The sequence below is a fragment of the Phyllobacterium sp. genome (assembly GCF_037994405.1).
Lineage (GTDB): Bacteria > Pseudomonadota > Alphaproteobacteria > Rhizobiales > Rhizobiaceae > Phyllobacterium.
In genome coordinates this window covers 1-16,422 of the sequence record NZ_JBBNAN010000360.1, presented here as the reverse complement: position 1 = coordinate 16,422, position 16,422 = coordinate 1, and the positions used below count along the sequence as shown (strand labels likewise).

Sequence of the window (16,422 nt, the reverse complement as noted above, 5' to 3'; positions counted from 1 at the left end):
CCCCGTTGAAGATAAACTGCGCTTGCGGGTGGAAGCCCGGCAAGGGCTTCGCAAGAATGATGGTTTCGTCGCCGACTTTGCGCCGATTGGTTCCAACCCTACGGACGCGCCTTCATGTTCTCGGCGGGTCCGCGTGTGTCGCTTGCCGATACGACCTATATGCAGAACAATTTCGGCGTATCGGCGTTCGAAGCTCAGGCCAACGTTTGAACGCCTTCTATCCCAAGGCCGGAATCAAGTCCGTTGGTTTTGTGCTCGGCGCGACCTATCAATTGTCCGACACGACGAGCCTCCAGGTCTATGACAAATTTGACCGGCTTGTCGGCGATGCCGCAAACAGCCCGATCGTCACCAACCTCGGTTCAGCCAACCAGAACACGGTGGGATTTGTGCTAAGCCGATCATTTCAGATTGGATTTTGAACGCTGACTGCATCGATAGACCTCGGTTCGCGCCAAAAATTCAGTCAGCATTCAGCGGCTGTTCCCACAAGGAATTCCGCTCGATGCGGTGTGAATGCATCAATCAACCGACCCTTCTCCAATGCCTTGACGCTGTGGAGGAGATTGGGTGGAACAATAAAGCTCCCGCCCTGCCCCAATGTTTTCGTAACACCATCAATTGTGACTTCGAAGCACCCCTCCGCGACATAACTTGCCTGAACATGCGGGTGAGAATGCTGCGCACCGGTTGCGCCCTTGTCAAAAGCCACCTCCACCATCATCATTTCATCGAGATAGGCCAAGATACGGCGCTTCACACCCGGTTCCGGATTAGTCCATTCGCCATCCTGCGATGAAACAAACAAGTCGCTTCCAGTCATTTACGCCCTCCTGTTCAGGTTGTTCCACGGATCTGCAATCGACGCGGTCGAAATTGTAACTGTCAGCGAAACTTGGCTCGCATGGCATCGATGCCGGGGATTATCGCCATCAACGGGCGATGCACTTCCTCAAAATTCTGCACAAGCGAGCGCTGTGTCTTGCCGACAAGAATGGTGAAAATATAGGAGGCATGGCCAGGCGACGTTGCGGTGGGGTGATATCCCGTCGAGAAGGCGAACGTATCGCCGTTTCGGGTCACGTGCGCCTGCGGTTCTTTTCCATCCTCGTACCAGAGTTGCGTGCCAAAGCCGGTGGGTGGATCGAAGCGCCAGTGGTAGAGCTCTTCATGCGCCGTCTCGCCGGGCTGGTCGGTATCATGCTTGTGCAGCGGATAACCGGACCAGCAGCCTTCATCGGCATAGAGTTCACTAACCAGCAAGCGTCCGACGAGATCTGTCTGCCTGTTGCCGAGAATATGAAAAATGCGCCGGCGCGATTTCGTCTCGTTGGAGCCGACATCGACCATCTCGACCGCATCAGGCGATATGCGAAACGGTGCCATCGACTCGCTCCAGCGGCCTCCCGCAATAGCGATTTCACAATCACCCAACGCCGTGATCTTTACTTCGGCACCCGGGCCTGCATAGACGGAATCGGCCGGTCCGGCCCAGACAGTGCTGCGGCTGCCAACTGCTTCGAATTTCACACCATCGACATGCAAGTCACAGCTGCCAGCGAGCGGAACAATGGGGGTTTCGAAGTCGGTCAGGTTGTACGAATGCACGCCATCGGCTGCCAATTTCACCAGATTGAAATGAATGAGCGTGGCGGGTTCGATACCGCTGAGAATAGGCTCGTTGCCATTATTGGAGGCGCGGATCATTTTTGCAGACATATTACTGCGTCTCGCTGTTTAGCACCTGCAACAGCGCCGCGATATAGCCGTAAGTGAAGGCCAAGGCAGTATTCTGCGGATCGCGCCCGGCGACTTGGGGTACATGATCCGGCATGATCATATACTGATAGCCAACTTCGGCATAGGTTCTGAGCGATCGCCACATGTCCATGTCTCCCTCCTCGGGGAACGTCTCCATGAAGGACAGTTTGCCGCCGCGAATATTACGGAAATGCACGTTGAACAATTTGCCCCGTTCGCCAAACCAGCGGATGACATCGAAGATTTCCTCGGCCGGATTGTCGAGCATTTCACCGACAGTACCCTGGCAGAAATTCAGGCCGTGATAGGGGCTTTCCCGCATCAACACGAATTTCTTCAGCCCTTCGACTGTACCAAGCACGCGTGTTACACCCCGATAGCCTGGCGGCGTGTAGGGATCGTGCGGATGACACGCGAGACGCACCCTGTTGGCCTCGGCAACCGGCACGACGCGCTCAAGAAAATAGTCGATGCGCTGCCAATTCTCATCCTCGTCGATGGCGCCGGCAATCGTCGGTGGCGCATCGTGATCGGCCTTGTCCCAGCGAAATGCATCGTTGCGCGATCCGCCCCGCCCCGTTTCAAGTTCCGTGCGGGGAATGCCAATGATGTTGAGGTTGTATTTGACTGCCGGAATCCCGGCCCTTGCAGCACGCTCGATCAGACGGCAGATCGAGTCGATCTGATGATCGCGGTCAGGACCGGCAGAGAGAATGTCAGGGCTGTACTGCTTCTCGATGACATGCGAACTCAACGGCAGCTGGATCATATCGAGTGTCAGGCCGAAACCCGACAGGTGGTCGCGATGCCGTTCAAGAATATCCAGGGTCCAGTCGTGCGGGTTGCCGGCCGGATCGGCGCAGACATGTTCGATACCCAGCTGCGCCATCACCCGATAATCATCATCGTCGCGCGCACGAAATTGAGTGCCCAGAATCATGTCGTACTCCCGTTATTTGCTGAAAATGCGCGGCTTGACAATATCCTGCGGGTCTTCCCCGTAAGCCTCGCTCGCCGCGATCAGTTTCTTCGTATAGGCCTTCGTTGCGCCGCCATTGACGAGCGCGTCGACGTCCAGCGTTTCAACGATCATTCCCGCATGCATCACTGCCGTGCGTTTGCACATATGGGCGACGACACCGAGATCGTGGCTGACCATGAGGTAGGTCAAGCCGCGCTCGTCCTGCAGGTCACAAAGAAGGTTGAGAATTTCCGCCTGAACCGAAACGTCGAGCGCCGAGGTCGGCTCGTCCAGCAATAATATATCCGGCTCCGACATCAGCGCCCGGGCAATGGCGACCCGCTGCCTCTGGCCACCGGAGAGCTGGTGCGGGTACCGCCAAAGCAGCGACCGGCTCAAGCCAACGGAGTCGAGTGCCGCATGACCGCGCGCTTCCGCGCCAGGAATATGCTGGATGCGGGCCGGTTCCATGAGCTGACGCCAGATCGTATGACGCGGATGCAAGGCTTCATAGGGATCCTGAAAAACCATCTGGACCTTGCGGTAGAAATTCTTGCCGCGCTTTTGTCGCACATCTTCGCCGGCGACGCGCATGACGTCGGCCTCATTGGCAACAAGTCCCGTGATCGCTCGCAAGATCGTCGATTTGCCCGAACCGGATTCACCGACGAGGCCAAAGGTCTCACTGCGATTGACGGAGAAGCTGACCCCGCTGACCGCACGGCGCTCATCCTCCCCTTCCCCGAAAGTGACGATGAGGTTCTCGATTTCGATGATCGGCGTTTGGCTGCTCATATTGTCGTCTACCATGCTGCGTCACGCTGGAGGACGGGCAGCCGCGTGCGCTGCGCGTGGATGCGCGGCATCGCCTCGAGCAAGCCTCTCGTATAGGGATGAGTCGCTTGGTCGAGCTCGCGTGCCTTGAGGGTCTCGACCACCCGGCCGCGATACATAATCAGTACGCGATCGCAGAAACGGCGTACGAGATTGAGGTCATGGCTGATGAAGATCAAACCAAGGCCCCGCGTTTGCACGAGGTCGTTCAGCAGGTTGAGAATTTCGAGGCGCACGGTCACATCGAGTGCCGACGTAGCCTCGTCGGCGATGAGGATTTCGGGTTCCGAAACCAGCATCATCGCAATCATGATGCGCTGGCCCATGCCGCCAGACATTTCATGCGGGTACATGCGGTAGACGCGTTCAGGATCGCGGATCTGGACGGCGCCAAGCATAGCGATTGCCTTTTGGCGGGCCTGCGAAGCGGAAGCGCGGGTATGGATCCGATAGGCTTCAGCAATCTGCTCGCCGACCGTGATGACGGGATTGAGCGAATATTTCGGATCCTGCATGATCAGGCCGATGCGGCGCCCGCGAATGGCGTCCATGGTCTTTTCGGACGCTCGCAGGACATCGATCTCGCCGAGCTGGATGTGTTCTGCCTGGACGATCGCCGCAGGCGGAGACAGGCGCATGATCGCGCGGCCGGTCATGCTCTTGCCTGAACCGGATTCGCCGACGATACCGAGTTTTTCCCGGCCGAGGTCAAAGGAAACGCCGCGCACCGCGTCGAATGTGCCGGCCGCACCTTGGAAGCTGATCTTGAGATCACGAACAGAAAGCAGGGGTGGTCGATCCATGCCGCCTACTCCTGTCTCGGATCGAGCGCGTCACGCAGCGCATCGCCGACGAGGTTGAAAGCCAGGCTGACGGTCAGGACGGAGAGGCCGGGCATTGTCCCGACCCACCAGCTGTCAAGCATGAAGCGGCGGCCAGTGGAGACCATCGCACCCCATTCCGGGCTTGGAGGCTGCGCACCGAGGCCGAGAAAGCCGAGGCCGGCGGCCGTCAGAATGATACCAGCCATATTGAGGGTGATACGCACGATGACGGAGGGTACGCAAAGCGGGGCGATATGGCCGAGCACGATGCGCAGGTTCGATGCTCCCATCAGCCGGACCGCCGAAATATGGTCGCGGTTGCGCAAGCTGAGAGATTCGGCGCGGGCCAGCCGGGCAATAGGCGGCCACTGCGTCAGCGCAATGGCAATGATCGCATTGTTCAAACTCGGCCCCAACGCCGCCACAAACGCCAGTGCCAGGATGAGGCTCGGAAAGGAGAGGAACAACTCGGTAATGCGCATCAGAATTGTATCGAGCCAGCCACCATAGTAGCCGGCGAGGCACCCGGCGATAAGTCCGATTGGCGCGATAATGACACTGACAATCGCGACGATGGACAGGGTGATGCGGCTCCCCCAGAGAATGCGGCTGAGAATATCCCTGCCCAATTCGTCAGTGCCGAGGAAATGTTGGCCGTTTGGCGCGACGAGCGTTTCGCGCAAATTCTGGTCAAACGGCGAATATGGGGCAAGCCAGGGTACGAAAATGGCGACGAAAACCAGAAGCAGGATGATGGCGAGACCAGCAATGCCGAGCGGATTGGAAGCAAACCGCATCCAGACATGCCATACGTTCTGAAAAGCCGCGTGGGTCGCGCTGCTCGGCTCTTCTGCCGTCAGCCAGGCCGCCAGCCCCTTGCTATCGGTACTCATTGAATCCTCGGATCGAAAAACTTGTAGAGCAGGTCGGAGATCACGTTGAGCGCGATGAAGACGCAACCGATGATCAGCGTACAGGCAACAACCACATTCATGTCGCCGATAACGAGCGCGTTGGTCAGATACTGGCCGAAGCCGGGCCAGCCGAACACAGTCTCGATCAGGACCGCGCCTTCGAGCATGCCGCCATAGGAAAGGGCGACAATTGTCACCAGTTGCACGCGAATATTCTTGAAAGCGTGTCGCCAGACAACGCCGCTGCGCGGCACACCTTTAGCCCGCGCAGTGATCACATATTCCTGGCTCAATTGTTCGAGCATGAAGCTGCGCGTGATCCGGCTGATATAGGCAATCGACGCATAGGCGAGCACAGAGGCGGGCAGGATGATATGCGATACAGCACTCCAGAATACATCCATGTCCCCGGCCAGCAGCGCGTCGACCAGCAGGAAGCCGGTTACATTCGGAACGATGTCTTCGTAAAAGACATCGACCCGGCCCGAGCCGCCGACCCAGCCGAGCTTTGCATAGAACAACATGAGCCCGACCATGCCGATCCAGAAGATGGGTGTTGAGTGGCCAAGCAGGGCGATGAGACGAACGGCATGATCGGCGAAGCGGCCGCGATTGACCGCCGCGTAGACGCCGAGCGGGATGCCGATGCCCGCACCAAGAATGATCGTCACTGTTGCGAGTTCCACCGTCGCTGGAAGGACACGGGCAATATCTTCCATAACCGGACGGCCGGTCAGCAGGGTACTGCCAAAATCACCATTCAGCAGGTTCTTGAAGAAGATCCAGAATTGCTGCAGCACCGGCAGGTCCAGGCCGAGCTCCTGCTTGACCTTCAGATAGGTCGCGTGGTCGGCATCGGGACCGACCACAGCAATCACGGGATCCACGGGCATCAACCGGCCGATCACAAAAGTCAGGAGCACCAGCAGGAACAGCGTTGTCACAACACTGAACAATGAGCCGCCGAAACGGCGATATTTTCGCAAACCCGAACGCCGCCTCGGCGCCCGGACCGCTGTTTCGACCTGATTGACCATGCGCCGGCGACCTGACCTTGCTTTCCTAGTCCTGTTTCTCGACCTGATCCCAGCGGGTCATCCAGCCAATATCGCCGACGTAGTTCTTGAGACGGGCGCTCTTGGCGTAGGGATCAACGCGCTGCGAAATCGGGATGATGGGCGGAGCGGACTCTTCAAACAGCTTCAACGCCTGCTCGTAAAGTTCGACACGCTTTTCCTCATTGTCGGTAATTGCGGAAGCTTCGTCGACCAGTTTGTTGACCTCTGGCAGCTCAAATGATGCCCGCCACGCCTGCAGATTGGCGAGATTAGCGCCATCGGAATTGTCGGGGTTATATGCATGGGTACGGATCCAGCCATCCGCATCCGTCTGTGCCGAAGACGCCGTGCGTCCGACGCCAAGCTGGAACTTGCGATCACGCATTGGCCCATAGGTCTGATCACCATTGCCGGTTTGGATCTCGACCTTGACGCCAGCCACGGCGAGGTTCTGTTGAATGGCGGTCGCAAGGTCGGCATAGGGTGTGGAATTGAGAGAAAGCAGCTGTTTGCTGAAGCCGTCGCCATAGCCTGCGGCGGTCAGATCCTGCTTGCATTTCTCCGGGTCGAACTTGTTGCCAATGTCCGGAATATAACCCGGTATATCCGACGGAACGAATGTCGTTGCGCTCTTGCCGTAGTTCTTCATCACGACATCGTTGATGTCCTTGTAGTTAATGCAATAGCGTAAGGCCTTGCGCACTTCCGGCTTGGCGAATTCCGGATCCTTGGTGCTCATGACCAGATAGTAGAAGCCTGAACCGACGAGCCGGTCGATGACAATATCCGGGTTGGTTGACAGGCCATCGATGTCGGCGGAAACGAGCTGGAAGCCGACGTCGAGATCGCCCTTCTCCAGTTGCAGGCGCTCCGTTTGCGATTCAGGAAGATGGCGCACGAGCACGCGTTTCATCTTGGGCTCGCCGCCCCAATATCCGTCAAACCGGTTGAGCACGACGATATCGTTGGGATTCCAGCGATTGAGCGTGAACGGGCCGGAGCCGGCGGCATTCGAGGCCAGCCAGCCGCGGCCCATATCGCCATCCTTTTCGTGCTGGGCGATGGTTTCCTTGTCGAGCACTGCCCCGTAGGCACGGGTGAGCGCGCCGAGCTTCAGCGAGGGCGCGACCGGCGTTGCCACCTCCATGACGAAGGTCCTATCGTCCTTGGCGTGGAATTTCTGCTCGACATTGTCCGCAGCATAGCCCCAATTGGCGTAATAGGACTTGGCAAGCAGGCCAAGCTTGACTGCTCGCTGCAGGGAGTAGGCAACGTCACTTGCGGTGATTTTGCGCCCGCTCTGGAATGTTGCCTTGTCGTCAAGCGTGAATTCGATCGTGCCGTCCGGCAATATGTTCCAGGATTTCGCCAGCATCGGCAGGACCCTGCCCGGCGTCTGCGGATCATTGCGAACCAGCGTGTCATAAAGATTGGCAATGACGTGGTAGGATTCATAGGAATTGACATTATGCGGATCGAGGCTGGTCAGATTGACCATGTTCATGCCAATAACCAATTGATCCTGCGGTGTCTTTGCCTCGGCAACATTCATCGTCATCGCGGCGGCGATGGCGGCCGCCCCCGCCAGCAAGGCACGAAAATGCGACATAGTTTCCTCCCTATGAGCAGCGTGTTCTTATGTTGTATGACATCGTAGTATTGATTTGCCCCTCGAGCAAGCCAAAACTCGTCAAAGTACATCAAAAAGAGAGGCTGTATTGCTGGAGATGTGGATCCGCGCCCGCGCAACATGCTGGATTCCATGGGGAAATTTACGAGCTGCAGTTTCCATTGCTTTAATATATGATATCCTACTTTCTTCAAGGGCGGCACGGCAACCAGCTGTCGAAAGACGGAGTAGTGCTGACTGACAGGAGCAGAGAAGGTATCTACATGTCCGGTCTCGGAAAACGAGAAACACTTACAGGTCAATTGGTTAAGGCCGTCGCGGACCGAATCACCTCGGGCCATTACAAACGCGGCGAACGGTTGCCAACTGAGCAGGAGATGATCGGTGAATTCAATGTCAGTCGCACTGTAGTGCGCGAAGCGATCGCCAATCTGAAGGCCAAAGGACTGGTTCATACACAGCAGGGCATTGGCGCCTTCGTTTTGAAAGATATTCCTGCTGCACCCTTCCGGATTGAAGAAGACAATCTCGAACTCGTCGAGGAAATTATCGGCGTGATGGAGTTGCGGATCAGCATCGAACTCGAGGCTGCCGCCTTGGCAGCAGTGCGTCGTGACGAGGGAGATCTCGCCAGGATCAAGAATGCGCTCGACCTTATGAATGAAGCGATAGAACGGGATGAAAGTTCGATCCACGCCGACCTGGAATTTCACCGCACCATCGCCACCGCTACAAAAAATCGCCATTTTCTCAGCATGTTCAATTACTTGGGAGAATTACTAATTCCACGCACGCGCTTGCAGACGCACCGGATCAATGGCTTGCCGCAGCGCGAATATCTGGAACGCATTAACCGCGAACACGACCAGATCTATCAGGCCATCAAGGCGCAGGATGTGGAAGGTGCCCGCGCCGCAATGCGCCTTCATCTTGGCAGCAGCCGCGATCGCCTGCGCAGCAACGCTCTGCATGCGGATAGGCGGTCGGACTAAGCTCTTCATACAAGCCAAGCCCCATCCTTAGCACCATCAGGCGCATTTTGTAGTTGTATGATGACATACATTGCGCTAATCGTCATAGCACTTCATTTCAGACGAGGCTCCCCATGCAGTTCCAGGCACTCAAGCAAACAATCAGCGCCGGTCTCCTGTCCTTTCCCATCACCGATTTCGATGCGAATGGCGATTTCGAACCGGCGTCCTATACGAAACGTCTGGAATGGCTTGCGCCCTATGGAGCCTCGGCACTGTTTGTCGGTGGCGGGACCGGCGAAGGGTTCTCGCTGACGCCAGCGGAGCATGAAGATGTGGTCCGCACCGCGGTCGCGGCTTGCGGCAAGGAAGTGCCAATTATCGCCGCGGCTGCATACGGAACGCGGATTGCCGCGGACATGGCACGGAATGCGGAAAAGAATGGCGCGGCTGGATTGCTTCTGTTGCCGCACTATCTGACAGAAACCAGTGTCGAGGGCATTTGCCGCCATGTCGAGGCGGTCTGCGCCGCGACAAGTCTTGGGGTCATCGTCTACAACCGCAATGTCAGCAAGCTGAATGCCGACGCGCTGGAACGTCTTGCCGAAAAATGCCCCAACCTGATTGGCTTCAAGGACGGCGTCGGTGAAATCGAGAATATGGTTTCGATCCGCCGCCGTCTCGGAGATCGTTTTGCCTATCTTGGCGGCTTGCCAACTGCGGAAGTCTACGCTGAGGCTTATAAAGCCATGGGGGTCGATGTCTACTCGTCGGCCGTCTTCAATTTCATCCCACGAACCGCCCTCACCTTCTACAAGGCGGTCACCGAAAATGACCGGGAAACGACAGCGAGATTGTTGGGTGCGTTTTTCTTGCCGTACATTGCCATTCGGAATCGCGTTCCAGGCTATGCCGTAAGTATCGTCAAGGCAGGCGCTGCGATCGTTGGCCGGTCTGCCGGCCCGGTTCGTGCACCTCTCGTCGATTGCACAGACCGCGAAATCCAGGACCTCGGGGAGCTGATCGAAAAACTGGGGTCGCAAGACAATCGGTGATGGGCTCGCAAGCTTATCGATTGCCGTCGCTTGCATTTGCATGTGATGACATCATCAGCCGCCATGGCCTCGGCAATCAACGTGCTTGACGAGCATTCGGATGTGCGGGCGATTTGCGAGTCGCCAAAAATTCTGCCTACCGCGTTCTGGTTGGCATGGCGGCAGCAGCTACCCGAGTCATTCGAAAACGATTGACATCCAGCACTCGCGGGGATTGAACTGCGTTTGCGCTGCTTGCATAAGCATCGCCTCTCCACCGGCATTCAACTCCCCCAATGCTTCATTCGCTCGGTGACTCCTGCCAGTTCACCGCTATCTCACTGGGTGGAAATTCAGAAGAAGACGCTATGTCTGGCACTGTCGACAAAACAAAACGTCCATTGATTGTTGCTTCAATTGTTCTGGCAACATTCATGGTTGCGATCGAGGCAACAATCGTTGCGACGGCGATGCCGCGTATCGTCGGGCAACTTGGGGGCTTCACTTACTATAGTTGGGTCTTCTCCGCGTTCCTGCTGGCACAATCGACGACCACCGTCATCTACGGCAAACTGTCCGATGTTTTCGGCCGGAAGCCCATCCTGATATGCGGAATTGCTATCTTCCTGATCGCCTCTGCCCTGGCTGGCTTCGCGTGGTCGATGGCCTCGTTGATCGGATTCCGCTTGCTGCAAGGCATTGGTGCCGGGGCTATCCAACCGGTGACAATGACAGTTGTTGGCGATCTCTACAGGCTTGAAGAACGCGCCAAAGTTCAAGGCGTGCTCGCCAGTGTCTGGGCAGTCTCCGCGGTCACCGGCCCACTTGCCGGCGGCGTTATCGTGGATAACTTTTCTTGGGGGTGGATCTTCTGGATCAATGTTCCGATCGGGGTGCTGACAATCATCGGCTTCATTCTCTTCCTGCATGAATCGGTCGACCGGCGGAAAGTCAGAATCGATTATTTGGGAACGTTGCTCTTTTCGGTCGCCATTGTTTCCCTGTTGATCATGCTGACTGAGACCGATGCAGGGTTTGGAATACTTGCCGGGCTCGCCGCAATATTTTGTACTACGGGTACCCTGTTCTTCGTGCAGGAGCGTCGCGCTCCCGAGCCGATTATTTCAATAGCGCTCTGGAGCGAACGGCTGATAGCAACCAGCAATACTGCAACACTTCTGGCAGGCATGACCCTGATCGGGCTGACCACGGTTCTTCCCATCTATGTGCAAGGGGTACTCGGCCGATCGCCGCTCGTTGCAGGATTCACCCTGACTATGCTGATTGTCGGGTGGCCACTGGCAGTCATGCTGTCGAGCCACTTCTTCCGCATCTTTGGGATCCGCAACACGTTGCGAACGGGTAGCCTCATGTTTCCGCTTGGAGCTGCTTTCCTCCTCTTTCTAACGCCCGATAGCAACCCTGTTTCTGCAGGGGTCGGATCATTTCTGATGGGCTTCGGCATGGGCCTTGTCAGCATTACGAGCGTCGTGCTGGTGCAGGAAAGCGTCGAGTGGTCAATGCGCGGCAGTGCCACCGCTTCGATCATCTTTTCACGAAGCCTCGGCAACACACTTGGCGCAACTGCGCTTGGCGCAATTCTTAACGTGGGCATAATGCATTTCGGCAGCGGCGACCTCGCCGCCAAACTGCACGACGTCCTCAATCAACCTGCGGGCTTGGCCGGTCTTGCCACAACGCCTGCAATCCGGTCCGTATTCCACTCTGCCCTGCATTGGACTTTCTGGGGCGTTTTCGTTGTGGCAATACTTACCTTCGCGACCACGTGGCTCATTCCAGTCTCAAGGGAGGCCGGTCGCAAATCGCCTAAGGCAGGGCAGGAAACAATCTGAATAGTCGTTCGTTCGTCCCGCGTCAGGCACACGCCTTTTTCCCACTGGTCGCGCCGCTGATCTTGTCTTTTACATTATCAATCTTGTTTGGGAGCTGTGGAGGCGACGTCTACAGAACTTGCCTCCGGCTGTGCCGCTTCCTGGATATGGTTGGCGTTGTGAAGCTTTATCACCAGCTGCTCGGCCACCCACTTGACGTCAGCCAAGCTGTTTGTCGCCATGGCCCGCACCTTGTCTGACTGGCATTGCGCGTTGGCGATAAAGACAGCGTACGAGAGGCTTCTTGCTGAAGTACCGATGGTGCTTATCACAGCTGCCGATGCGTTCGCCCAGCATCTCCGGTAGTTGTCAAGCTTCTGGTCGGCCTGCGCCGTGCAGACAAACGAAACAGCGGCGATAGCGGTGGCAACATAAAGTCTCATCGCGTTCTCACAAAATGCGAACTAACTTTGCCTGTCTGACGTATATCTAAAAAGTATTTCCAATCAGTTCATGCGCGTGTGTCAAGCTGGACAGGCTTGTGATTGCCACCCGTCCCGCAGACGCAACATTCCGCTCCGCACGATCTCGCGCCTTGAATCTCCCCATTTGCTTGACATTTCCGGGAGGCGTTTCCAAGTGTCCCTGTTAGACGGTCATCAGTCAGCCGGTAATTCAACACTCAATCCAGCATTTCAAAATACGAAGGAAAACAATGAGCCAGTTGTTTCAGCCACTGCGGCTAGGCTCCCTCGAGCTTGCAAACAGGATCATTATCGCTCCGATGTGCCAGTACTCCGCGGTTAACGGCGTGGCGACCGAGTGGCATACGATGCATCTCGGTCATCTGGCACTTTCCGGCGCAGGGCTTCTTATCACTGAAGCGACAGCGGTATCCCCGGAGGGGCGGATATCGCCAAGCGACCTCGGGCTCTATTCGGACGAGACCGAGATGGCTCTCGGTCAAGTGTTGGCAACCATCAAGAAACATTCGCCGATCCCGGTAGCAGTGCAGCTGGCCCATTCCGGCAGGAAAGCCTCAACGCGCGTCCCGTGGGAGGGCGGGAAACAGATCGGCCCCACCGAACCGACAGGATGGAAGACCGAAGCACCCTCGCCACTTCCGTATCTGGATGAATACGACGCTCCGACGGCATTGGACCAGGCAGGACTCGATCGCGTGACGGAGGCGTTCATTGCGGCCACCAAACGGGCAGCACGGCTCGGTTTCGATGGGATCGAGCTTCAAGCTGCACACGGATATTTGCTGCACCAGTTCTTGTCACCTCTTTCAAATCAGCGCACCGACGAATATGGCGGGCCCCTTGAAAACAGGATGAGGTTTCCACTTCAGATATTCGAAACGGTGCGCGCGGCCTTTCCTGCCGAGAAACCTGTCTGGATCCGCGTTTCCGCTACTGATTGGGTCGAAGGCGGCTGGAATGTCGGGGACACGATCGCATTCGCCAGAGCGTTGAAGCCGCTCGGTTCCGCTGCCATCCATGTCAGCAGCGGCGGCCTTTCACCGAAGCAAAAAATGACGCTGGCTCCCGGTTATCAAGTGCCTCTGGCGCAGCGGATCAAAGCCGAGACAGACCTCACCACGATCGCTGTGGGGCTTATCACCGAGCCGGAACATGCCGAGGCGATTATCGCAAACGGCGATGCCGATGCCATAGGTCTCGCACGTGCGATTCTCTATGACCCCCGCTGGCCATGGCATGCGGCAGCAAAACTTGGCGCAAAGGTGATCGCGCCTGAACAATATTGGCGATCACAGGCTCGCAACCATCCTGATTTGTTCATTACTGAGAGTGCATGATGTACGTTGCTTTCGTTCATCAGACTCCTGCCGGCCGGCAACCTTCCCACATCCAGTTTCAGCCTATATTCTTCAGTTGACGTTGTGAGGTATCCCCGCCGTGCCCGGCAAGGGAAGAGTTTGAGGGAGAACGAACGCCATGCCCGAAACGCGTCGCAAGCTGACCACGATCTTCTCGGCGGACGTGCAGGACTACACGCGCTTGATGCGGGCTGACGAAGAAGGCACGCTCGACACTCTCAAGCGATACCGGGATGCCATGACGCGGTTGATCGAGGCGCATGGCGGCCGGGTTATCAATACCTGGGGCGACGGGCTGATTGCAGAGTTTCCCAGCGTTGTCGAGGCGGTGCGCGCCGCTCTCGATGTGCAGAACGAGCTGGCCGGCTACAACGCCGACCGTCCGGACGAAACGCGCATGCTTTTTCGGATTGGTATCAACCTCGGCGATGTAATTGCTGAAGACGACGACATTTACGGCGATGGCGTGAACGTCGCCGCGCGCCTGCAAGCTTCTGCCTCGGCGGGGGGCATTGTGATTTCCAACACGGTGTACGATCAGGTCCGCAACAAAGTGGCCGTCGGCTTCGAATTCTTGGGACAACTCGCAGTCAAGAACATCGAAGGTGGTGTCCCCAGTTATGCTGTACGGATTGGAGAGCATCGTGCGCCACCAGCGCCGCAAAGTTTCTACGAAAACAGCAAGGCCACTCATGGCGAAAGCGTGAGAACCGATAGCATTGAAACGAGCGCCGATCGCGTAACGCCAGGGCGACGGAGCGTTGGAGTACTGATCACAATTGCTGCCGGGATCACCGCCGTAAATCTTCTCACCTGGAATGGTGTCTTCTGGGCCCAATGGCCCCTGTTCGCGCTGGCCGTCTTGTCGGCGTTTCTTTGGGTCCGCACTACCCAACGCATCGACCGCACCGTTGCGAGGCTCGCCATAATCGGACTTGCCATCACCGGCATCAATCTTCTTTCCTGGCACGGCACCTTCTGGGCGGCATGGCCATTGCTCGGCATAGCGGTCGTCGGGGGCATCCGATGGTTTACCCGGCAGGGCGGCAGCGTTCGTAGTTGAAAGGTCTAGCACCGTCATTACTGCGCAAGCGAAGGCTCAATCAATGAGGCCCGTTTGCTGCAGGACGCGCCAGCAAAAGCCGAAGAATTTTCCCCGGTTGCAATCAGTCCTTGCAAAATTAATTGCCAGACAAGTTGTGTTCTGCCACACACAGTTGACCTTGTTATGGCGCTCGCAGACCCGTCAACCCCGCTCTAAAGGGATGGACAGCTTGCAATATCGGTTAAAGTGTTTGTTTTATAAAGGCCGGCGGAAGGGCCACGATGGAATTGAAACGTTTCCAATTTGGACCATTCGTTTTGAGAACGGTTGTTCCACTCACCGGACTCGTACTCGCTATATCGATAGGCGTGTTCCTCCTGTTGCTTTGGTCAAGCTCGCGAACCAATCAAATAGCAATCGAACGGCAGGAAAGCCTGGTTGCGCTCGTCCTGTCGCAATCCCAGTTCACGATCGCGCATGATCAGGAAAGCGCAACCGTGTGGGACGATGCTGTCGATCACGTCAAGCGTCCTGACAGCGCCGAGTGGATTGACAGCAACCTTGGCCGTTGGATGCACACCTATTTCGGCCACGATGCCGCCTATGTCCTCAATGGCAAGAACGAACCCGTATTCGCATTTGCTGACGGCAAGCTAGCCGACCCTTCGGCCTTTCAGGCAGTCGAAGCACAAGTCGCACCACTCGCCACAAAACTGCGCGACCTTTTGCGTAACCCAAACCCCGACGGATACGGCGACAGGGTCCTAAGTCCGGGCGAATCGGAGGTCACTACCCTTCGCGGTCGTCCAGCGATCGTCAGCGTGAAGCCAATCGTTTCTGACACTGGAAACATTGTACAGACAGTGGATGAGACGTTTATTCACGTGGCTGTTCGCTATCTCGACGAAAGCTTCATTTCTGAGCTCCAGCGTGACTATCTTTTCGCTGGTCTGCGCTACGCGACCGCGGAGCAGCTGCAGGCCGGAGAACACGGCTATGCGCTGAAATCTTCCCTCGGCCAAACAATCGGTTATCTCATATGGAAGCCTTATCTGCCTGGCTCCACTGTGATGTCCCAGATCGCCCCTATTCTGATAGGCATTGCTCTGTTGATGTCGGGCATAATGGCGGTTCTGTTGGTGGTGCTGAGGCTTAGGTCAGTAAAGCTGCGGGCGAGTGAAGAGCGGTTGAATTTCATGGCCTTGCATGATTCGCTTACAGGACTGGCGAACCGTGCGCACTTCGTGGAACGCCTCGATCGCGAATTGTCGAATGTCAGAAACTCCTGTGTTGCGGTGCTCTACCTCGACCTTGATCGATTTAAGCAGGTCAATGACACGCTCGGTCACCCTGTCGGCGACGAACTCATCCGCGAATTGACCGAACGGCTCAAACATGTGGTCCACGATGCCAAGGCGATCGCGCGCATAGGCGGCGACGAGTTCACCGTCATTGTTCCAAACTTCCGATCGCTGCTCGAGATCGAGAAACTATGTGAGCAGATCATCACCGCGGTGCGAAATCCGTTCAATATCGACGGAAATCATATTTTCATCGGCGTCAGTATTGGTGTCGCCACGGCGCCAAAGGATGGAACTGAACGAACTGAGTTGGTGCGCAAGGCCGATATCGCGCTCTATCATGCGAAATCCGCGGGACGCAGTCGCTATGCGATCTTCGGCAAGGAGATGGACGTGCTGCTGCAAGAGCGCCGC

General features: G+C 56.8%; 16 protein-coding genes and 1 pseudogene. 8 read left to right on the top strand and 9 right to left on the bottom strand.

Annotation, left to right across the window (positions count from 1 at the left end; translation table 11 throughout):
- Positions 1–96: 96 nt before the first annotated feature.
- Together AAAC48_RS19995 and AAAC48_RS19990 are read left to right on the top strand one after the other, a co-directional pair.
- A pseudogene (locus AAAC48_RS19995) lies at positions 97–210 on the top strand (MipA/OmpV family protein); the annotation flags it as partial.
- Positions 207–422: a MipA/OmpV family protein gene (locus tag AAAC48_RS19990; RefSeq protein WP_340655862.1), complete on the top strand. Its 216-nt coding sequence runs from the start codon at positions 207–209 to the stop codon at positions 420–422. The pseudogene AAAC48_RS19995 and the gene AAAC48_RS19990, both read left to right, overlap by 4 nt.
- A gap of 44 nt (positions 423–466) precedes the next feature.
- On the opposite strand, the gene AAAC48_RS19985 is transcribed toward AAAC48_RS19990, so the two are convergent.
- The 8 genes from AAAC48_RS19985 to AAAC48_RS19950 all read right to left on the bottom strand — a co-directional run bounded on the left by AAAC48_RS19985 (position 467) and on the right by AAAC48_RS19950 (position 7,961).
- Positions 467–823 (bottom strand): cupin domain-containing protein, encoded by a 357-nt coding sequence (locus AAAC48_RS19985; RefSeq protein ID WP_340655861.1) that lies wholly within the window; start codon positions 821–823, stop codon positions 467–469.
- Between the two features lie 62 nt (positions 824–885).
- Positions 886–1,719, bottom strand: coding sequence for a 5-deoxy-glucuronate isomerase (locus AAAC48_RS19980; protein WP_340655860.1), 834 nt, complete (start codon positions 1,717–1,719; stop codon positions 886–888).
- 1 nt (position 1,720) lies between these two features.
- On the bottom strand, positions 1,721–2,701 hold the full coding sequence (locus tag AAAC48_RS19975; RefSeq protein WP_340655859.1) for a mannonate dehydratase: 981 nt from the start codon (positions 2,699–2,701) through the stop codon (positions 1,721–1,723).
- 12 nt (positions 2,702–2,713) lie between these two features.
- Positions 2,714–3,517: an ABC transporter ATP-binding protein gene (locus AAAC48_RS19970; protein WP_340655858.1), complete on the bottom strand. Its 804-nt coding sequence runs from the start codon at positions 3,515–3,517 to the stop codon at positions 2,714–2,716.
- Positions 3,518–3,525: 8 nt separating this feature from the next.
- The gene (locus AAAC48_RS19965; protein WP_340655857.1) at positions 3,526–4,359 is read right to left on the bottom strand and encodes an ABC transporter ATP-binding protein; all 834 of its coding nucleotides are present in this window, start codon (positions 4,357–4,359) and stop codon (positions 3,526–3,528) included.
- Positions 4,360–4,364: 5 nt separating this feature from the next.
- Entirely contained in the window at positions 4,365–5,273 is a 909-nt protein-coding gene (locus AAAC48_RS19960) for an ABC transporter permease (protein ID WP_340655856.1), read from the bottom strand.
- Positions 5,270–6,331, bottom strand: coding sequence for an ABC transporter permease (locus tag AAAC48_RS19955; protein WP_340655855.1), 1,062 nt, complete (start codon positions 6,329–6,331; stop codon positions 5,270–5,272). Before AAAC48_RS19955 ends, AAAC48_RS19960 begins: the two co-directional genes overlap by 4 nt.
- A 25-nt stretch (positions 6,332–6,356) precedes the next feature.
- A complete protein-coding gene (locus AAAC48_RS19950) occupies positions 6,357–7,961 on the bottom strand; it encodes an ABC transporter substrate-binding protein (protein WP_340655854.1) in 1,605 nt (534 codons plus the stop codon).
- Positions 7,962–8,245: 284 nt separating this feature from the next.
- Between AAAC48_RS19950 and AAAC48_RS19945 the strand changes: the two genes are divergently transcribed.
- The 3 genes from AAAC48_RS19945 (at position 8,246) to AAAC48_RS19935 (ending at position 11,840) form a co-directional block, all read left to right on the top strand.
- Positions 8,246–8,974 (top strand): FadR/GntR family transcriptional regulator, encoded by a 729-nt coding sequence (locus AAAC48_RS19945; protein WP_340655853.1) that lies wholly within the window; start codon positions 8,246–8,248, stop codon positions 8,972–8,974.
- Positions 8,975–9,087: 113 nt separating this feature from the next.
- Complete coding sequence (gene kdgD, locus AAAC48_RS19940; RefSeq protein WP_340655852.1) at positions 9,088–10,008, top strand: 5-dehydro-4-deoxyglucarate dehydratase; 921 nt, start codon at positions 9,088–9,090, stop codon at positions 10,006–10,008.
- A 347-nt stretch (positions 10,009–10,355) separates the two neighbouring features.
- The gene (locus AAAC48_RS19935) at positions 10,356–11,840 is read left to right on the top strand and encodes an MDR family MFS transporter (protein ID WP_340655851.1); all 1,485 of its coding nucleotides are present in this window, start codon (positions 10,356–10,358) and stop codon (positions 11,838–11,840) included.
- Positions 11,841–11,917: 77 nt separating this feature from the next.
- On the opposite strand, the gene AAAC48_RS19930 is transcribed toward AAAC48_RS19935, so the two are convergent.
- The gene (locus tag AAAC48_RS19930; RefSeq protein ID WP_340655850.1) at positions 11,918–12,262 is read right to left on the bottom strand and encodes a hypothetical protein; all 345 of its coding nucleotides are present in this window, start codon (positions 12,260–12,262) and stop codon (positions 11,918–11,920) included.
- 272 nt (positions 12,263–12,534) lie between these two features.
- Here AAAC48_RS19930 and AAAC48_RS19925 point away from each other — a divergent pair, with 272 nt between their 5' ends.
- The 3 genes from AAAC48_RS19925 to AAAC48_RS19915 all read left to right on the top strand — a co-directional run.
- Positions 12,535–13,641: an NADH:flavin oxidoreductase/NADH oxidase gene (locus AAAC48_RS19925; RefSeq protein WP_340655849.1), complete on the top strand. Its 1,107-nt coding sequence runs from the start codon at positions 12,535–12,537 to the stop codon at positions 13,639–13,641.
- A gap of 139 nt (positions 13,642–13,780) precedes the next feature.
- A complete protein-coding gene (locus tag AAAC48_RS19920; RefSeq protein ID WP_340655848.1) occupies positions 13,781–14,725 on the top strand; it encodes an adenylate/guanylate cyclase domain-containing protein in 945 nt (314 codons plus the stop codon).
- 263 nt (positions 14,726–14,988) lie between these two features.
- The coding region (locus tag AAAC48_RS19915; protein WP_340655847.1) for a diguanylate cyclase at positions 14,989–16,422 on the top strand (1,434 nt) is incomplete at its 3' end.

What these genes read in the sequence shown, in the direction of transcription:
- AAAC48_RS19985 (WP_340655861.1), bottom strand. Translation starts at nt 823, where the DNA reads ATGACTGGAAGCGACTTGTTTGTTTCATCGCAGGATGGCGAATGGACT.
- AAAC48_RS19980 (WP_340655860.1), bottom strand. Translation starts at nt 1,719, where the DNA reads ATGTCTGCAAAAATGATCCGCGCCTCCAATAATGGCAACGAGCCTATT.
- AAAC48_RS19975 (WP_340655859.1), bottom strand. Translation starts at nt 2,701, where the DNA reads ATGATTCTGGGCACTCAATTTCGTGCGCGCGACGATGATGATTATCGG.
- AAAC48_RS19970 (WP_340655858.1), bottom strand. Translation starts at nt 3,517, where the DNA reads ATGAGCAGCCAAACGCCGATCATCGAAATCGAGAACCTCATCGTCACT.
- AAAC48_RS19965 (WP_340655857.1), bottom strand. Translation starts at nt 4,359, where the DNA reads ATGGATCGACCACCCCTGCTTTCTGTTCGTGATCTCAAGATCAGCTTC.
- AAAC48_RS19960 (WP_340655856.1), bottom strand. Translation starts at nt 5,273, where the DNA reads ATGAGTACCGATAGCAAGGGGCTGGCGGCCTGGCTGACGGCAGAAGAG.
- AAAC48_RS19955 (WP_340655855.1), bottom strand. Translation starts at nt 6,331, where the DNA reads ATGGTCAATCAGGTCGAAACAGCGGTCCGGGCGCCGAGGCGGCGTTCG.
- AAAC48_RS19950 (WP_340655854.1), bottom strand. Translation starts at nt 7,961, where the DNA reads ATGTCGCATTTTCGTGCCTTGCTGGCGGGGGCGGCCGCCATCGCCGCC.
- AAAC48_RS19945 (WP_340655853.1), top strand. Translation starts at nt 8,246, where the DNA reads ATGTCCGGTCTCGGAAAACGAGAAACACTTACAGGTCAATTGGTTAAG.
- kdgD (WP_340655852.1), top strand. Translation starts at nt 9,088, where the DNA reads ATGCAGTTCCAGGCACTCAAGCAAACAATCAGCGCCGGTCTCCTGTCC.
- AAAC48_RS19935 (WP_340655851.1), top strand. Translation starts at nt 10,356, where the DNA reads ATGTCTGGCACTGTCGACAAAACAAAACGTCCATTGATTGTTGCTTCA.
- AAAC48_RS19930 (WP_340655850.1), bottom strand. Translation starts at nt 12,262, where the DNA reads ATGAGACTTTATGTTGCCACCGCTATCGCCGCTGTTTCGTTTGTCTGC.
- AAAC48_RS19925 (WP_340655849.1), top strand. Translation starts at nt 12,535, where the DNA reads ATGAGCCAGTTGTTTCAGCCACTGCGGCTAGGCTCCCTCGAGCTTGCA.
- AAAC48_RS19920 (WP_340655848.1), top strand. Translation starts at nt 13,781, where the DNA reads ATGCCCGAAACGCGTCGCAAGCTGACCACGATCTTCTCGGCGGACGTG.